20 protein-coding genes are annotated in these 14,773 nt (G+C 71.5%); 2 read left to right on the top strand and 18 right to left on the bottom strand.

Annotated elements, in window-relative coordinates; all coding sequences use genetic code 11:
* Positions 1–12: 12 nt before the first annotated feature.
* The 10 genes from IE331_RS14915 to IE331_RS14960 form a co-directional block, all read right to left on the bottom strand.
* The gene (locus tag IE331_RS14915) at positions 13–558 is read right to left on the bottom strand and encodes an alternate-type signal peptide domain-containing protein (RefSeq protein ID WP_192144246.1); all 546 of its coding nucleotides are present in this window, start codon (positions 556–558) and stop codon (positions 13–15) included.
* A 151-nt stretch (positions 559–709) separates the two neighbouring features.
* A complete protein-coding gene (locus tag IE331_RS14920; protein WP_318646831.1) occupies positions 710–1,198 on the bottom strand; it encodes an Rv3654c family TadE-like protein in 489 nt (162 codons plus the stop codon).
* On the bottom strand, positions 1,195–1,638 hold the full coding sequence (locus tag IE331_RS14925) for a TadE family type IV pilus minor pilin (RefSeq protein ID WP_192144248.1): 444 nt from the start codon (positions 1,636–1,638) through the stop codon (positions 1,195–1,197). Before IE331_RS14925 ends, IE331_RS14920 begins: the two co-directional genes overlap by 4 nt.
* The gene (locus IE331_RS14930) at positions 1,635–1,802 is read right to left on the bottom strand and encodes a DUF4244 domain-containing protein (protein ID WP_192144249.1); all 168 of its coding nucleotides are present in this window, start codon (positions 1,800–1,802) and stop codon (positions 1,635–1,637) included. Before IE331_RS14930 ends, IE331_RS14925 begins: the two co-directional genes overlap by 4 nt.
* A 167-nt stretch (positions 1,803–1,969) precedes the next feature.
* Entirely contained in the window at positions 1,970–2,695 is a 726-nt protein-coding gene (locus tag IE331_RS17045) for a type II secretion system F family protein (protein ID WP_192144250.1), read from the bottom strand.
* Positions 2,692–3,513, bottom strand: a complete 822-nt coding sequence (locus tag IE331_RS14940) for a type II secretion system F family protein (protein WP_192144251.1) — start codon at positions 3,511–3,513, stop codon at positions 2,692–2,694. Before IE331_RS14940 ends, IE331_RS17045 begins: the two co-directional genes overlap by 4 nt.
* Positions 3,507–4,364 carry a CpaF family protein gene (locus tag IE331_RS14945; RefSeq protein WP_192144252.1) on the bottom strand — a complete coding sequence of 286 codons (858 nt, stop codon included), beginning with the start codon at positions 4,362–4,364 and terminating at the stop codon, positions 3,507–3,509. Before IE331_RS14945 ends, IE331_RS14940 begins: the two co-directional genes overlap by 7 nt.
* An 83-nt stretch (positions 4,365–4,447) precedes the next feature.
* Positions 4,448–5,434 (bottom strand): hypothetical protein, encoded by a 987-nt coding sequence (locus tag IE331_RS14950; RefSeq protein WP_192144253.1) that lies wholly within the window; start codon positions 5,432–5,434, stop codon positions 4,448–4,450.
* The gene (locus IE331_RS14955; RefSeq protein WP_192144254.1) at positions 5,434–5,616 is read right to left on the bottom strand and encodes a hypothetical protein; all 183 of its coding nucleotides are present in this window, start codon (positions 5,614–5,616) and stop codon (positions 5,434–5,436) included. Before IE331_RS14955 ends, IE331_RS14950 begins: the two co-directional genes overlap by 1 nt.
* A gap of 106 nt (positions 5,617–5,722) precedes the next feature.
* Entirely contained in the window at positions 5,723–6,130 is a 408-nt protein-coding gene (locus IE331_RS14960; RefSeq protein WP_192144255.1) for a hypothetical protein, read from the bottom strand.
* Positions 6,131–6,329: 199 nt separating this feature from the next.
* On the opposite strand from IE331_RS14960, the gene IE331_RS14965 reads away from it, so the two are divergent.
* The gene (locus tag IE331_RS14965; protein ID WP_192144256.1) at positions 6,330–6,485 is read left to right on the top strand and encodes a hypothetical protein; all 156 of its coding nucleotides are present in this window, start codon (positions 6,330–6,332) and stop codon (positions 6,483–6,485) included.
* Positions 6,486–6,633: 148 nt separating this feature from the next.
* Here the strand turns inward: IE331_RS14965 and IE331_RS14970 are convergent, their stop codons facing one another.
* The 3 genes from IE331_RS14970 to IE331_RS14980 all read right to left on the bottom strand — a co-directional run bounded on the left by IE331_RS14970 (position 6,634) and on the right by IE331_RS14980 (position 8,625).
* Positions 6,634–7,674 (bottom strand): AAA family ATPase, encoded by a 1,041-nt coding sequence (locus IE331_RS14970; protein WP_192144257.1) that lies wholly within the window; start codon positions 7,672–7,674, stop codon positions 6,634–6,636.
* A gap of 173 nt (positions 7,675–7,847) precedes the next feature.
* A complete protein-coding gene (locus IE331_RS14975; protein ID WP_192144258.1) occupies positions 7,848–8,249 on the bottom strand; it encodes a DUF2116 family Zn-ribbon domain-containing protein in 402 nt (133 codons plus the stop codon).
* 109 nt (positions 8,250–8,358) lie between these two features.
* Positions 8,359–8,625, bottom strand: a complete 267-nt coding sequence (locus IE331_RS14980; RefSeq protein WP_192144259.1) for a MerR family transcriptional regulator — start codon at positions 8,623–8,625, stop codon at positions 8,359–8,361.
* A 464-nt stretch (positions 8,626–9,089) separates the two neighbouring features.
* Here IE331_RS14980 and IE331_RS14985 point away from each other — a divergent pair, with 464 nt between their 5' ends.
* Complete coding sequence (locus tag IE331_RS14985) at positions 9,090–10,118, top strand: hypothetical protein (RefSeq protein WP_192144260.1); 1,029 nt, start codon at positions 9,090–9,092, stop codon at positions 10,116–10,118.
* Here the strand turns inward: IE331_RS14985 and IE331_RS14990 are convergent.
* The 5 genes from IE331_RS14990 to ssd all read right to left on the bottom strand — a co-directional run bounded on the left by IE331_RS14990 (position 10,101) and on the right by ssd (position 14,666).
* Positions 10,101–11,234: a DNA methyltransferase gene (locus IE331_RS14990; RefSeq protein ID WP_201931820.1), complete on the bottom strand. Its 1,134-nt coding sequence runs from the start codon at positions 11,232–11,234 to the stop codon at positions 10,101–10,103. The genes IE331_RS14985 and IE331_RS14990 overlap by 18 nt on opposite strands.
* A 5-nt stretch (positions 11,235–11,239) precedes the next feature.
* A complete protein-coding gene (locus tag IE331_RS14995) occupies positions 11,240–12,718 on the bottom strand; it encodes a recombinase family protein (protein ID WP_192144261.1) in 1,479 nt (492 codons plus the stop codon).
* Positions 12,715–13,125, bottom strand: coding sequence for a hypothetical protein (locus tag IE331_RS15000; protein ID WP_192144262.1), 411 nt, complete (start codon positions 13,123–13,125; stop codon positions 12,715–12,717). Before IE331_RS15000 ends, IE331_RS14995 begins: the two co-directional genes overlap by 4 nt.
* Before the next feature lie 120 nt (positions 13,126–13,245).
* Positions 13,246–13,617, bottom strand: coding sequence for an ATPase, T2SS/T4P/T4SS family (locus tag IE331_RS15005; RefSeq protein WP_192144263.1), 372 nt, complete (start codon positions 13,615–13,617; stop codon positions 13,246–13,248).
* Complete coding sequence (gene ssd, locus IE331_RS15010; protein ID WP_192144264.1) at positions 13,614–14,666, bottom strand: septum site-determining protein Ssd; 1,053 nt, start codon at positions 14,664–14,666, stop codon at positions 13,614–13,616. Before ssd ends, IE331_RS15005 begins: the two co-directional genes overlap by 4 nt.
* Positions 14,667–14,773: the final 107 nt, after the last annotated feature.

Here is a 14,773-nt window from a genome sequence, read left to right on the forward strand (position 1 = left end):
GGGTGCGGTGGATCAGTTGTGGACCTGGGTCAGGCTCACGGTGTAGTCGGAGAGCTCGAGCGCGAGGTCCTGCGAGGTGTTGTCCTCGGCGCCGTAGGGGAAGGTCACGGTGATCGTGGCCTTCAGCTCCTCGCCGTCGTTGCCCTCGGTGATCTCGGTGATGGTCGCGTCGCCGATCGTGAACGATGCCGCCGTGGTCACCTTGGCCGCCAGGTCGCCGGTGGAGGCGCCGCCGGTGGTCGCGAGGGTGGCCCGCAGGTGGTCGCCGACCGCGTTGACGTCGAAGGTGCACTCCTTGGTGATGACGTCGCCGGGCACCAGCGTGCTGCCCGTGCCGAACACGGCGTCGGCGGTGGCCTCGTCGCCGTCGAGGATCCAGTCGGCGGCCGCGCAGCTGTCGGCGTCACCCGTGGTGTCGTCGAGGCTCATCTGGCCGGACGAGATGGTGCTGCCACCGATCGTGACCGCGTCGGACCAGTAGGCCAGCGAGCCGGCTCCGCCGAGCAGCAGAACGCCCGCTGTCGCTGCGGCCACGGCACCCTTGGTTGAGTTGCGCATGCGTGAGTCATCCCCATTCATCGTGTGTGGGCGGCCCCTGGCCGCTCCCCCCGGTGGTGCGGACCCGACTGGGTCCCCCAGGGTGAACACTGGGGTCGGCCACCGGTGCCGGCGTGCGGTTTGGGGCCCCGGTGGACACGCTGTGGATGATTTATGTCCGAGGCGTAACCGTGCCGCCCGCCCCGGGCCCCGCGCGTGCCGTGGCTGTGGGGGTCCACCCGAATCCCAGGTACCGCGGACCCACCACCCGCGCCTCGACGAGCACGTCCGCGTCGAGCACCGTGCAGGCACTCAGCCGGGCGCCGTTGGCCTCGGCGATCCGCGCCGACGCCCCGCAGGCGTCCTCGCCGCGGGCGAGCGCGGTCGCGCCGGCGAGGGCTGCCAGATCGACGGCCCCCTGCGCCCGACGGTGTGCGGCCGTGGTCGCGGCGACGAAGGCTGCAGCCAGACCGATCAGGAGCAGCACCCCGGCGAGCGCCACGAGGAGCACGCTGGCCGTGCCCTCGTGGTGCCGACCCGCGCGGCGGGGGCGGCCAGGCTGAGGGCCGGGCTTGGGGCCCCGCGTGAAGACGGGCTGAAGACCAGGCCGAATACCGGGCTGAAGACCGGGCTGAAGACCCGGGTCACGGTGGCGGCTCACGGCTCCTCGACCAGCGCGACCGCGGTGGCGTCCGCCTCGGCTCCGGGCAGCCCGCCGAGCAGGCCCCCGGGAGGGGAAACGGGCAGGCGCACCCGGACCTCCACCCGATCGGCGTCGTGCACGACCTGCACCGTGGCACCCGGGGCGACCGTCCGCGCCAGCGCCGTGGCCCGGTCGGCCGGGTCACCCCGGGCGAGGGCCCTGGCCGCCTCCCGCGCCGCGTCGGTGGCCCGCACCTGCGCCAGCCCGACGGTGACCAGCCACAGCAGGGCGACGGTCAGCGCCACCAGCAGCGGCAGCACCAGCGCGGTCTCGGCGGTGACCGCACCCCGCTCATCGCCACCCCGGCGGGCCGGTCGCCCCCGCGCCGGCCGCCCCCGCGCCTGTCGCTCCCAGGCCGGTCGCTCCCAGGCCGGTCGCTCCCGGGCCCGGCCGGTCACCCGATGCCCAGCATGGACAGCACGTGCTCGAACATCTGCCGCAGCATGCGGTCGCCGAAGCCTCCGGTCATCAGCTGGTACAGCACCCCTGCCAGCCCGGCGCCGGCGGCCGTGCCCACGGCGTACTCCGCCGTCGTGATCCCGCGTTCGTCCGGTCCACTCATCCGTGCCCTCCTCCAGTACGACGGCCGCACCGTGCGGCCACCAGCACCCTTGGCGATGCCGGCGACCGCCGGGCCGGACCCGGGTGCGGCCTGTGGAGCACGGCAGACCCCGCGCGCCCTGTGGACGCCGCCCGGGCCGTTGGCCCGGGAGCAGGGCGCGCACCCGGTCACCACGAGAGCGCCCCCAGCGTCGTGACGACGACCGGCACGATGCCGAGCAGCAGGAAGGCCGGCAGCAGGCAGAGGCCGAGGGGCAGCGCCGCCCGGACCCCCACGGCCCGGGCCCGGTCCTCGACGACGCTCCTGCGCTCGGCGTGCAGGTCGTCGGCCAGCCGCCGCACCTGGTCGGCCACCGGCGCTCCCGACCGCTCGGCGCGCTCCAGTGCCCGGCCCAGCGGACCCAGTCCGGGCCGGGCGGCCAGGGCTGCCCACACCCGCGTCGGCGGGACGCCGACCAGCAGCTCGGCTCGGGCGGCGACCAGGGCCGTCGACGCCGGTCCGGGCAGGGCCCGCGACACCGCGTCGAGGGCGTCGCCCAGCCCGGAGCCCGTGCGCAGCACGAGCCCCAGGAGCAGCACGACCTGGGGCAGCTCGGCCTCGGCCTGCTCCCGCGCCCGTCTCGAGGCGACCGGCTCGACCCGGCCGAGCAGCCAGAAGCCGCCCGCGGCCAGCGCCGGGCCGACGACCCATGCGACCGACGGATCGAGCCACACCGCGGCGGGCAGACCACACAGCAGGCTCGCCGTCGCCCGGTGCCGCCGCAGCCGACCGGGCCCGTCGGGCCGCCCCACCACCGTCCGCGCGGGTGAGGTCACCGAGCGGTACCGGTGACTCGGCCGGGCGAGGAGCACCGAGAGCGCGAGGCCCGTCGCCGAGAGCAGGGCGAGGCTCACGGCCCGGCCCGGTCCACCGACCGGGCGATCGCGTCGATCCAGGCCAGGCCGATCCCGGCCAGCCCCAGGCCCGCCGCCAGCAGGGCGACACCGGGGCCGGTGCCGATAAGGAAGGCCGCCGGGGCGGCCCCGCCCCCGGAGCCCACGGTCAGCGTGAGGACGGGCAGCCCGGCCACGAGGTTGGCCGTCGCGCGGGCCGACGCCAGCTCGGAGCGGACCACCCGACGCGACGCCTCCCGCTCCCGGAGCATCCGCGCGACCACGGCCAGCGACTCGGCCAGCCCGCCGCCGCTGCGGTGCGAGACCTGCCAGGCACCGGCGACCAGGCGCAGGTCCCCGGCGCCGGGCTGGCACGAGAGCGCGCGCAGCGCCTCGGGCACCGAACCGCCCAGCCGGGCCGTCCTCGCCAGCCGCCGGGCCGCGGCCCAGTGCCGCCCGGCCGCGTCGAGGGCTGCTTGAGGGGTCTGGCCGGCAGCCAGCTCGGCCGCCAGGGCGTCGCAGGTCTCGCGGACCTGGATCCCGGTACGACGCGCTGCGGCCGCCCGGCGTCGGCTGCGACGCAGGAGCCACCCGGCAGTGACCGCGGCCGCGACCACCACCGCGGCCCGGACCAGGGCGGTCGAGCCGGTGACCGCGATCAGCGCCACCGCCCCGGCACCCAGCAGCACCAGACCCGGGAGCAGGCCCGCGATAGCGGTTCCGCCTCCTGCCCGGGACGACGAGGCCCGGGCCGCCCAGGGAGCCCGGGCGGGGCGAGGGGGCGCCAGGAGCACCAGCGCCACCGCGACCAGCACCGCGCTCGCCGACCCCGTCAGCACCGGTCCGCCCCCGTCGGCGAGTCACCGGGCGGGCCGGGGCCGGACTCGAGCCTCGCCAGCAGCCGGTCGATCGCCGGCCCGGTGCGGGTGCCGGCGTGCCGGTCGAACCGCACCGCCCACTCCATCGTGGTCAGGCCGCCCGGCCCCCGGACCGGGACCGCCACCTCGACGAGCCGGCGCGTGGCGCCGTCCCGGGCCAGGTGCAGCACGGCGCCGACCGCGGCCCCGAGCTGGCTGTGGGCGGCCTCGCGACCCAGCCCGGCGGCCAGCGCGAGCGCCTCGACCCGGGCTGGCAGGTCCTCCGCCGAGTTGGCGTGGACGGTGCCGCACCCCCCGTCGTGACCGGTGTTGAGGGCCGCGAGCAGGTCCACCACCTCGGCCCCGCGCACCTCGCCGACCACGAGCCGGTCCGGCCGCATTCGCAGCGCCTGCCGGACCAGGTCCCGCAGGGTCACCGCGCCGGCGCCCTCGATGTTCGCGGTCCTGGCCTCCAGCGCGACCACGTGCGGGTGGTCGGGGCGCAGCTCGGCGGAGTCCTCGGCGAGGACCAGGCGGTGTCGGGGGTCGACGGCGCCGAGCATCGCCGAGAGGAGGGTTGTCTTGCCGCTGCCGGTGCCGCCGGTCACCAGGAAGGCCGTCTGCGAGCGGACCAGCCGGCGGACCAGCACGAGCCCGTCGGCGGTCAGGGTGCCGCGCTCGGCGAGATCGGCGAGCGACAGGCCGGCTGCGTGCGGCACCCGCAAGGAGATCAGGGTCCCGGGCCGCGACAACGGGGCCAGGACCGCGTGGCACCGGGTGCCGTCGGCCAGCCGGACGTCGACGTACGGCGCCGCGTCGTCAAAACACAGCATTTGACATATCGATTTCACGCTCAGACGGCATGGCGACCGCTCGGGGTCGGCTGGCACCCAACCGGACCGACCCCGAGCGGAGTTCAGAGGCGGTCGATCACCTTGTGCAGGTGTGCCCAGGGCTCACGGCTGGGCTTCGGGCTCGGGATCACGCGCCATGCCGGGAGCACGGGCGGGAAGTCGCCCTCGACCTCCGCCCGGAGCCGCTGCGCCCTCGACGGCGACTTGTGGCTCAGGTACGTCACGACCGCCTGGGCCCGGGCGGGCCAGCCGATCGCGCCCGCATCCTCGATCGCAAGCGCACAGGCCGGGCAGGCGTGGCCCCAGATGCGTTCCGGTCCCCTCGACCCCAGAGCCTTCGGGTTCGTGTTGACCTCGCGCCACACCGCGCGGCTGACAGCCTCGACGCCACCGCGACGGGCGACTTCGATCGCCGCGCGGTTCACAGAAGCGAGACCGCAGAACACACACCCGCCCGTCGGGCAGCGGATCGCCACCGGCGGCTCGGACTGCGCCAGCCGATCGCGCAACCCAGCGGCGTAGGCCCGGCGGAGTTCGTCACGCTGCGTGAGCGTGACATGTGCCCAGGGGCGAGGGCTGCACAGACCGATGGTCAGTGTCAGCGGGTTGCTGAATCGCACGCTGTGGGCTGCGGGGTGCAGCCGGGGCAGGAGCAGACCCAGGTCTGTGCTCGTCGTCTGCCCGATGATCTCCAGACCGAACAGCACTGCCTCGACCCGCTCGACGGCGATGTCCGGGCCGATCCGGGCGGCGTAGGCGGGGTGGGCGGTGACGTAGGCGGCGGCGCTGGTGCGTACGGCCTCGCACGAGGAGCACCGCGTGAACTCAGCCGACCGAGGCGGCAGATGGCCGCTGGACGGCTGGGCAACCGTGGACGAGACCCGGCGATCGTCCACGGCGATGCCGCACGCCTCGCAGGCGAGGTGCCCGGGCGGCAACTTGATCGGATCGTCGGGCACCTTGGCCCTGAGCGCGGCGATCTGCTCCTCGCTCGTCTGGGACTTGGGCGGCGGGCCCGTGTACTTGGGCGTGTTCGCGGTGACCGGCATCAGTTCGTCCCCTTCTCCCTCTTGGCCTTGCGGATCGCGGCAACGGATCGTCCCGCCGTTTCCGGGCCGACCTCGCGCAGTTCGCGTAGCAGCGCCCGCTCGTCCGCCGTCAGGGCCTCCGTGGTCGTCGTCAACTTGGTGAACGCCTGCTCACGGGTCTTCCTCCTCGGCTCCACGGTCACCTTGAACCTGCGCGGCCTCTTGGGCGTCGGCCTCGGAGGGGGCGGCGGCTCGGAGTAGCCCGAGCGCCCAAGGGCCTCGTTGTAGCGGTGCGCCGCGGAAGACGGTTCACGAGACATGGCGGCACCGTCCGCAGATCGGGACGCGGGGCTTGGGCCGGTGGACCCACATCTCCAGGTCACACCGCAGGCAATAGCCGAGCCAATAGCGCGCCGGGCTCTCGGGCCTGAGCACCACGATCGGCAACCTGGCCCGGTGCTGGCGCACGTCGTTGGAGAAGCGGCTCAGGTGCCCCGCTCGCTCGAAGTCAGTTCGGGTCTGCTTGGCCCGCTGTTCGAGGTCGGAGACCGCACGAGTCGCGCGGTCGAGCGTGGATGCCGTCTCCTCCCACTTCTTGGCATGGCGAGTACGGGAGGCAACGAGGTTGTCGCGGTCGTCCAAACCGCGATTGGACGCGTTGTTGTCGATCTTCTTCGCAAGGGTCTCGCCGTGGTTGCGGCGGTGCGGTGCAGGCATGCGGGCACTCCGATGGAGTAGAGCCCGGCCCATGCGCCAGCAGCGGTGTGAAGTCCCCGCCAGTCTCTCCCCGATCGGCCGATCTGTCGAGACCTCAAGCGGGGTTGAGAAAATCACTTGCGAGGCGACACCGTACTACGTGGCAACCTCAACCTGACTTGAACTTCTGGAATACTGGAACCGAGAGGAAGGACCGCCCATGACCGCCGAGACCAAGAAGGCGCAGCCGCAGACCCTCACGGCCTCCGCCGCGCCCAAACGGCCCAGCCTGCTCACCCACATCGAGGCGAAGCAGGCCAAGCAGGCTCAGCGTCTGCGGCTCCGCGAGGACCGGCGGGTGTCGCGCGCCCACTGAGCCGCGCATGCTCTTGTGTCATGTGTCGTGTGTCTATAAGAGAGAGCGTGTGTCGCTCTCTCCGACACACGCTCTCCCTATCTGGATGAAGGCGGGCGGGTTGGTGTGTCGTGTGTCGCCACACCCATAGACACTCGACACAAGAGAACTACTCCTTCGGTGCGAACACGTAGGCCCAGAGGCGGATGGGGTTGCCCTTCGTCCGCTCCTTGCGCTCGACCGCCCGGCCCGCCTCGACCAGGCGCTCCACGGCGGCGCGGCGGTACTTCCCTCGGTCGCCACGCCCACACAACGGCGTCTTGAGGGTGCCCTCGTGGCCTGCGCTGAGCAGGTCAGCGAGCACGTCATCGTCGGTGGCGTCCTCGGGCTGCTCATCAAGAGGCAGATCCGCCACCTCACCGCGCCTCGGCTTGTTCTCCTTCACTGCCTCGGGAGTAGTGAGGTAGAACGAGCCGCCAGGACGTGTCAGCAGCACCGCCGCCGGCGCCTTGATCACGCTGTCGCCAGAGCGGTCCTTCATCACCCGGAGGTTGGACCTGCCTGCCTCGGGCCTTGCCCGTGAGAACGGCGCGACCTTCTCGACCCAGATGTGGAACTGCGGGACCTCGCGCTTCTTGTGGGAGCCCGACGGCCGCGGACCGTCCGAGACTCCCGAGTGGTCGATCACGAGGACCGCCGCGTTGAACGTGTCAGCGAGCCACACAGGCAGTTCTGCGAACCACGCCGCCACATCGAGCGAGTCATTGTCAGATGACCCAGCAGCCATCGCCATCGAAGCCGAGAGCGAGTCGATCACCACGACCGTCAGGCGCCGCCCGAAGGCTGCGACCTCCTCGGCCACTCGTCGCTGTCCCGCCGAACTCATCGGCGGCGGCTGGTGACAGAAGTACACGCCAGCGACAATCTCGTCGTCGGTCAGGCCGAGTTCGCGCAGGAGCGCCACGGCCTGCGACTGGCCCATCTCGTGATCCACGATCATCGCGAGATTGCCTGCCCTCACCTGCTCGACCACGGCGATGTAGCAGACCGGGGTCTTGCCGGACCCGAACTCACCGTGCACGAGGGTCACCCACCCACAGCGGATCAGGTACTTGCCCAGCATCACCTGAAGGATCGTTGGCTGTGGCACGTCCTCCACCTTCGTGAGGTCCTGGGCCGCCCACCCCACGCCGGAGTCATCCGCCTGCATGGCCAGGCTGCGTGCCCACGCACGCCGTCGCAGGCAGGTCACGCACGCCTGCCCGTCGTGTCCGTAGCCGGTCTCGGCGCATGGCGACGGCTCCGGGTCGTCGACCGGTACGAGCGTGTCGTACGCCCCGTTCCCTCCGACCTGCCAACGCAAACCCTCAGGCGGGTCGCTACTCACTCGCGCCCCTCGATGTAGGTCCGCAGTTCATCGAGCGCGGCCTGCATCTCCACCAGCATCTCCGACGGGGTAGGTGGGTCAGGCTTCTGCTCCGCGCGCCACACGTTCCAGCACTCCTGCGAGCAGAAGCGGAAGCCCCACGTCAGCGGCTCCCCACACTGTTCACAGGCTCCGTGCGGTTCGGGTTCACGAGGGCTGCGGACCTCGCCCCGGTCCCAGCGACGTCCCTCGTACCCAGGGTGGCGACCCTTGCCGTAGGCGCGGTCCAACATCGCGTCCGTCTCCTCCGGCGTGGCGGTCATGCGGCTGTACGTCGTCACGAACGCCACGAAGGGGTCTGACGTGGCAGCCTGGTCTTCGGCAGTGAAGTCGCCCGAGGAGGGCTGGTGCTCAGACATCAGCCCTCCTCGTTCTTCACGAGGGACAGCAGCAGCGCAACCTGCTCGCACTGCTCGTCGGTGAGGGGCGGCAACGACGCCGCCACCTGCTGAGGCGTCGGCGCGGACATCAGTCCATCACCTCGAAGTCGGCGACCACGTTCGAGAGGTCCTTGACCACGGCATCCGGCCCGAACGTGGCGTACTTCTGGCGCTTGCTGAGCACCTTCGCGGCCTCGTCCACGTCGACGTAGTGGCCGCGCTTGCCGGGCAACTTGAAGACGGGCAAGTCACCCTTCTTCACGCGGTTGTAGACCGTGCCGGGGTCGCACTGGTTGAGTTCAGCGACCTTGGGGATCGTCGCGAAGCGACGGGTAGGGAGAGCGCTCTGGCTCATGAGAATGGCTCCTCACAGGAAGCCACGTGGGTTTAACCGAGCCCGTGGCCTGCTGGGGGAGCCTGCTTAGATGTCGCGCTACGCCTTCAATGTCGGCGGGCCGTCCCTGTCGCGCGTGGTGGTGGCGGATTCAGGAGAGGCCACCTGCCCTCCAATTTAGATTCTACACGCCGAATTACAGTCATGCAATTAGCCCGCCGGAAGATTTGCGGCGCTTATCGGGAGTCATTCCGATAGTTTCGACTGGTCAATACCAAAGAATGCCGAATACGCCTCTGACCTGCGGAAACAATGCCCGGCAATCACGTCACCAGACGGCCAGAGTCGCCACTCTCCCGGCCTTTCAGGGGTCGAATGGGCGACGGGTCGGCGCGTCCAATGCCAGGCATTCAGCGCCGGGCTCGCGCTTGCTGACCTGGCGGTTCCGGTCGAGTCCGGGCCTCGCCTGTGATTGGCTCTGGACCGTGACTGAGGAGAGCGCCGAGGAGTACCCGCCCGGCTACACCGATGTGGGCGAGGGCGGAGCGACCGCCGCCGCTGCCGTAGGTACCCCGGAGGAGGCCCCCGAAGCAGCCGAGGAGGGCACCGCCGCGCCGACGCCTCCCCAGCCCAACGAGGAGGACAAGCGGTTCCCGCTCTGGGAGCGCGTGCAGGAGGCGCTGCTGTCCCTCCCGCCGTACTTCCGCACGGAGACGAACATCGAGGGCCTGCAGGCCACCGATCTGTTCACGCTGAACACCATGCTCGGGGCGACGATCGAGATTCAGATCGTCCAGGCGCTCAACGCGATGCGGGAGGTCTGGGACCCAGACGACGAGTACAAGACATACGGCTTCGAGCGCCGGTCGCAGACCTTCCCGGACGTGGTTCTGGTGTCTCGGCACAAGGACGGCACCGAGGACATCCTGTTCGGCATCGAACTCAAGGGCTGGTACCTCCTGAGCAAGGAAGCCGAGCCGTCGTTCCGCTACAAGGCCACGCCGAACGCCTCGTCCGAGTGGGACCTCCTAGTCGTTGTCCCGTGGTACCTGCACAACGTGCTGTCCGGATCGCCCAAGGTCCTCGCTCCGTTCATCACCTCATCCCGTCACGCGGCTGCCTTCCGCAACTACTGGTGGCAGCACGTGCGCGACGCGAGATCCACGACGGACATCGAGATTCCTGACGTGACCCCGCCGCCGCCGTACTTCACCAAGTCCACTGCAATCTCCGACAAACCGAAGTCGGACTCGGGGGGCAACTTCGGACGCGTCGCCCGGATCGGGCTCATGGATGAGTGGGTGGAGGCGATGCTCTCGCACGGCGTGGCCGGGATCGCCGCCCGCCACTGGATCGACTTCTTCAAGACGTACACCGAGGACAGGGTGTCCGACCTCGAAGCGATCTTCGAGCGATGGCGCAAGGCTCAGGCCAAGACCCGCAGCCCGCACCCGGCGTCGGAGCGGATCAGCGATCTCCTCGACGAGGTGGCGGCGCTACTTCGGGAGTCCTGACACCTCCCACTGCGCTGCCTCGGCCAGCCGCTTCTCGGCGATGTCGGCGAAGCGGTCCTGCATCTCGGCGGCGTACGCGGCTCGGCCACCCTCCACCGCCGCGACCGACCCGGAGGCAGTGCCGCCGAAGGGCTCCCATAGCACGTCCTCTGGCTCGGTGACGGCGTTGATCAGCCTCCGCATGAGTTCGAGCGGCTTCTGGTTCAGGTGAGCCGCGCTCGCCTCCGTGGGGTTGTGGGTCCGTGGGGCGGAACGCTCGCCACCACCCCGGATGCGCTCGGAGGACCGGAGCGCTCCGTGCTGCCACACGTTCGTCAGCCCGTGGACGTGGTTCCACCGGTACCGCATGGTGGCCCATTCCTTGCCGGTCACCGGGCGCGTTCCGTCGAGGGAGTAGTACGGCCAGCCCGACGGGTCGCCGTGCTCGTTGGCGTAGTCCACCAGGCGCTGCATCATCTCCGCCGGCGGCCAGTACCAGAGCCAGTCCTGTGTGAGGTACTTCCGCGTAGCCGCGTTGCGGACGCCGCAGGCTTCGTTGGCGCGGTTCAGTGCAAGCCCCGCGCGCTGCCACTCGGCGCGCATCCACTTCTGCACCGGCAACATCTCGCCCGCCGACGGCATTGTGAGACGGCGTTGGTATAGGACCACGACCTCGGTCACGACCGGGAATCGGCGGATGGTCTTACCGTTCACGTTGCCCGCGACGTGCGCGATCCCCTTGTCCCACACGACGGTCTGCACGTAGTCCCAGCCGTTCTCGACCAGCAGCGCGTGCACGGTCGCCCAGCCGACCTCGGTGTTCCAGAACCAGAGCACCGTGCCCGGGTGGGCACGACGCGTCCACGCCTCGACGTGCGGGCGGTACCACTCGGTCAGCCCCTCGGCGTCAACGGTGTCGCCGACGAACCCGCGCACTCCGTACGCGCCGTCCGACATGATCACGTCCGGGGTAGGCCAGGTCTCGTACGCCTCGGCGACATCGCCTCGATGCAGTTCGTACGGCATCCCGCCTCCTCGCTTGTGGTGAATCCTAGGGCTCACGTGCTGGGCCTCTGGCACTTGGCTCGCCGTTGCGGGCCGGTTGTCGAACAGGTCGCGGGCGAGCCCATCGTCCATCCGACTCACGAGGCCACCGCCGACGTGATGTCCAGCCGCTCCGACGACCACTTGTCGCCGCGCTTCACGATCGGGAGGACGGTCACCCTCAGCAACGAGCGCAGCACCGCCCGCTGCACGTCCACCGGAGCCTCCATGAACTTCGCCCCGGGATCGGCGGCGCAGAAGATCGGGGAGGTGGACGACTGCTTCGCGGCCTCCGCCAGCCGCGCGTCAATCTCCGCGATCTCGGTCTCCGCCTTGGCCCTCTTGCGGTTGAAATCGCGCGTGTCGAGCAGGTCGTCATCCCACTCGCGCTCCAACTGCTCGACCCGCCTGGTCAGCGTCATACGGCGCTCCCGATCCCCCTTCGTCGCGCCTTCGCTGTCGTGGCCGAGCATCGCCCCGATGATCTCTGGGTCTCGCACCTTCTCCGCTACGACCTCGCGCACGAAGTCGTCGGTCTTCTCCGCCGCGATGCTCAGGTGGTTCTGCTCTGAGCAGCGGTAGTAGTACCTCCGGGGGCAGTCGCACTTCCTGACCTCGCCCCTGACCGGGCACGTCGGCAGGTGATTCACCTTCGAGGTCGGGCGCATCAGCGCGCCGCAGTCCGCCACCCCGCAGACGTACGACCGCGACCCCAGCCACCGAGGCTCGGTCGAGGTGTGGATGCGTCGCGAGGGGTCGAGCAGCATTGACGCGCACGCGTTCCACTTGTCCTTGTCCACGATCGCGGGCCAGTCCGCCTCGCCGATAACCTCGAAGCGCGTCGGGCAGTCCTCGCGGCTCTCGTGGCGGCGGTCGGCGCGTCCCTTGTGCACCAGCCCGGCATTGCGAGGGCGCACAAGCACGTCGCGCAGCCGCATGTAGGTCCACGGCTTGCCGGTCGATGTCTTGTGCCCCTTCGCGTTGAGTTCGTTCGCCACACCACGCAGCGACCGGCCCGCGAGGATTGCCTTCGTGGCGTCGCGGATCACCTTGGCCTCGTCCTCACGGACCGTCACACCGTCGTTGTTGTAGCCGTAGGGCCGTGGGCCTCCTCGGTACTTGCCCGACTCAGCCGCCTGGCGCTTCGCGGCCCTCATTCGGTCCTTGGCGTGCTCCACCTCGTACTGCGCGATGTTGCCCAGCGTCCGGGCCACCATCCGCCCCGACGGGGTGGTGAGGTCCACCTCCCCGGCCTTCACGGTCTGGATCAGCAGCCCGTGGTCATCGGCCAGCCGGACGAACCTGTCGAGGTCGGCCACCCGGCGCGTCAGGCGGTCCGTGTGCCACGTGACGATGCCGTTGACCTGCCCGTCCTTGACCGCCCTCAGCATCTCCTCGTACTGCGGGCGGCGCTTGCCGCTGTAGGCGCTCAGGTCGTTGTCCACGTACACCGCGACGACCTCCCAGCCCAACCGTTCGGCGAGGTCGCGGCAGTCCTTCTCCTGTCGCTCGACGCCGAGCCCGGCGCCAGCCCGGTCCTTGCTGATCCGGCAGTAGATCGCCGCGCGGACCTTCATCGCGCACCGCCCAGCCGCAGTGCCGCGAGGCGCTGCTCATCGAAGTCTCGCTGCGGGCCGTAGGTCTTGTCCGTCATCGCGAGGTTGACGATCCGCACCTTGTCCGGCCTCGGCGGGTCGCCGAACTCGCACCAGAACTTCCGCGCGCGGTCCTCGGTGAACAGGTAGACGTTGGTCCGCTTCCAGAACTTCCCCCGCTCCCCGAAGGTGCGGACGATGCGTCCGACCCGCACGGAGTCGGCGGAAGCGAAGCCCGGCGTCCGGCCTCCTCGGACCCACCAGTGCGGGGCGAAGTCGGCGTAGGTCTTGGCCCACGTCCACGTGAGCGTCGGGGCCAGGTCGAGCCACCATCGCAGGTCGTCTGGTGTGGCCGGTCTGTCCCAATCTGGGATGCTGTCGTTGCTCATCGAGGTGTCCTCTCGGTGGGTACAGCCCGTCCGGTGTTCCAGCACCGGGCGGGCGCTTTCGTTGCGAGGGCAGGCCATGACCACGGCCTCTGCCGTCTCTCCTGCCCTCATATGTCAATCTTACAGTCTTGACTCGTCGAGCCGCCGCCCGCCTCCCGCCGCGAGCCGCTGGGCGAGGCGCCGGACCGCCTCGTCGGAGGGGAACCGCACCGAGGTCGGCTCGAGCCCCGACCCCCGGTCCACCCAGACCTGGTCGGCGCCGTTGACCAGCACGTCGGTCACCCCCGGCTCCCGCAGCAGCGGCTCCAGGACACCGGCCCCGAGCACCTCGGCCCGGAGCGTCTCGTGGACCGCGAGGACGGTCGCGTCGCCGACCGGGCGGCCCGCCGACCGGAGGGCGTCCGCGACCCGCTGCGGGGTCACCGTCCCGCGGCCGACGGCCAGCCGGCCCCGGACCTCCTCGACCAGCGTCGCCGGCGTCGGGTCGGTCACGCCGCCGCTCCCCGGGCCTCGGCCGCGAGCGCGGCCAGCGCCTCCCGGGCGGCCCGGGCGAGCACGCTGCGTCGCGACCTCACCGGACCCAGGCCGAGGTCGACCGCCTCGTCCAGCCCCCGCTGGTCCGGCATGGTGGCGATGACCGGCGCCCCCACCAGCCGCGCGACCTCGTCAGGGTCGACGCCGGGGCCACGCACCACCACCGACACCGGGCCGCACCGCTGGGCGCGGTCGACGAAGCGCGCCGCCGAGGACAGCCCCGGGACGGTGCCCCGAACCGTCACCACCAGGTGCCGGCACCGGGTCATCAGGTCCTCGACCACCGTCCCGCCGCCCCGCGGGAGGTCGAGGACCACCCACGCGTGGCCCCGCGTGCCGGCGGCCAGCGCCTCGCGGGCGGCGAAGGCCTGCAGGGAGCCCCGCGGACCCGGGGACCAGGTGAGCACGCCGAGCCCGCGTCGTCGAGGCAAGGAGTCCCGCAGGGCCCGGGCGCTCAGCCGGCCGCTGGTCTGCTGGAGCGCGTCCCACCGCACCCCCTGGAGGCGGTCCAGTCCCAGCACCCGGTCCACCCCGGGTCCCCACGGGTCGGCGTCGATGAGACAGGCCGGCGCCTCCAGGGCCGCGGTCGCGGCCAGCGCGCAGGCGAACGTGGTCGCCCCGCTCCCTCCGGAGCCGCCGACCACGCCGACGCTGACCCCCGTGGGCGACGCGCCCTCCCCGGCCTCGGCGAGCACCTCGAGGACCCAGGCGTCGGACCGCGGGAGCTCGGCGACGTTCTCGGCACCGACCGCGAGGGCCGAGCGGAAGGTGTGGTCCGGGACCCGACCCCAGCCCACCAGGTGCACCCCGCCGCGCCGACCCGGGGAGCTGGCGGCGACCTCGTCGACCAGGTCGACCCCCAGCAGGACCACCGTCGCCGTCGGCCACGACCGCAGCGCCTCGGTGGCGTCGCCGGCGACCACCGGCTCGCCGCCCGCGGCCGCTGCCAGGCGCAGCAGCTCCTCCAGCAGGTCGTGGTCCCGGGTCACGATCAGAGGTCGTCGCATGGGTACGACGCTCCCCCGGCGCGGCGTCGTACCGCTGCGGCACCCGGCCGTCCTGGGGACGGAGCCACCCCGCGCGAAACCTGTGGACGCGGACCGGGTCGACGCCG

The organism is Nocardioides donggukensis, assembly GCF_014842875.1.
In the GTDB taxonomy this organism is placed as follows: domain Bacteria; phylum Actinomycetota; class Actinomycetes; order Propionibacteriales; family Nocardioidaceae; genus Nocardioides; species Nocardioides donggukensis.

What these genes read in the sequence shown, in the direction of transcription:
- IE331_RS14915 (WP_192144246.1), bottom strand. Translation starts at nt 558, where the DNA reads ATGCGCAACTCAACCAAGGGTGCCGTGGCCGCAGCGACAGCGGGCGTT.
- IE331_RS14930 (WP_192144249.1), bottom strand. Translation starts at nt 1,802, where the DNA reads ATGAGTGGACCGGACGAACGCGGGATCACGACGGCGGAGTACGCCGTG.
- IE331_RS14945 (WP_192144252.1), bottom strand. Translation starts at nt 4,364, where the DNA reads ATGCTGTGTTTTGACGACGCGGCGCCGTACGTCGACGTCCGGCTGGCC.
- IE331_RS14950 (WP_192144253.1), bottom strand. Translation starts at nt 5,434, where the DNA reads ATGCCGGTCACCGCGAACACGCCCAAGTACACGGGCCCGCCGCCCAAG.
- IE331_RS14960 (WP_192144255.1), bottom strand. Translation starts at nt 6,130, where the DNA reads ATGCCTGCACCGCACCGCCGCAACCACGGCGAGACCCTTGCGAAGAAG.
- IE331_RS14965 (WP_192144256.1), top strand. Translation starts at nt 6,330, where the DNA reads ATGACCGCCGAGACCAAGAAGGCGCAGCCGCAGACCCTCACGGCCTCC.
- IE331_RS14970 (WP_192144257.1), bottom strand. Translation starts at nt 7,674, where the DNA reads ATGCAGGCGGATGACTCCGGCGTGGGGTGGGCGGCCCAGGACCTCACG.
- IE331_RS14975 (WP_192144258.1), bottom strand. Translation starts at nt 8,249, where the DNA reads ATGTCTGAGCACCAGCCCTCCTCGGGCGACTTCACTGCCGAAGACCAG.
- IE331_RS14980 (WP_192144259.1), bottom strand. Translation starts at nt 8,625, where the DNA reads ATGAGCCAGAGCGCTCTCCCTACCCGTCGCTTCGCGACGATCCCCAAG.
- IE331_RS14990 (WP_201931820.1), bottom strand. Translation starts at nt 11,234, where the DNA reads ATGGACGATGGGCTCGCCCGCGACCTGTTCGACAACCGGCCCGCAACG.
- IE331_RS14995 (WP_192144261.1), bottom strand. Translation starts at nt 12,718, where the DNA reads ATGAAGGTCCGCGCGGCGATCTACTGCCGGATCAGCAAGGACCGGGCT.
- IE331_RS15000 (WP_192144262.1), bottom strand. Translation starts at nt 13,125, where the DNA reads ATGAGCAACGACAGCATCCCAGATTGGGACAGACCGGCCACACCAGAC.
- ssd (WP_192144264.1), bottom strand. Translation starts at nt 14,666, where the DNA reads ATGCGACGACCTCTGATCGTGACCCGGGACCACGACCTGCTGGAGGAG.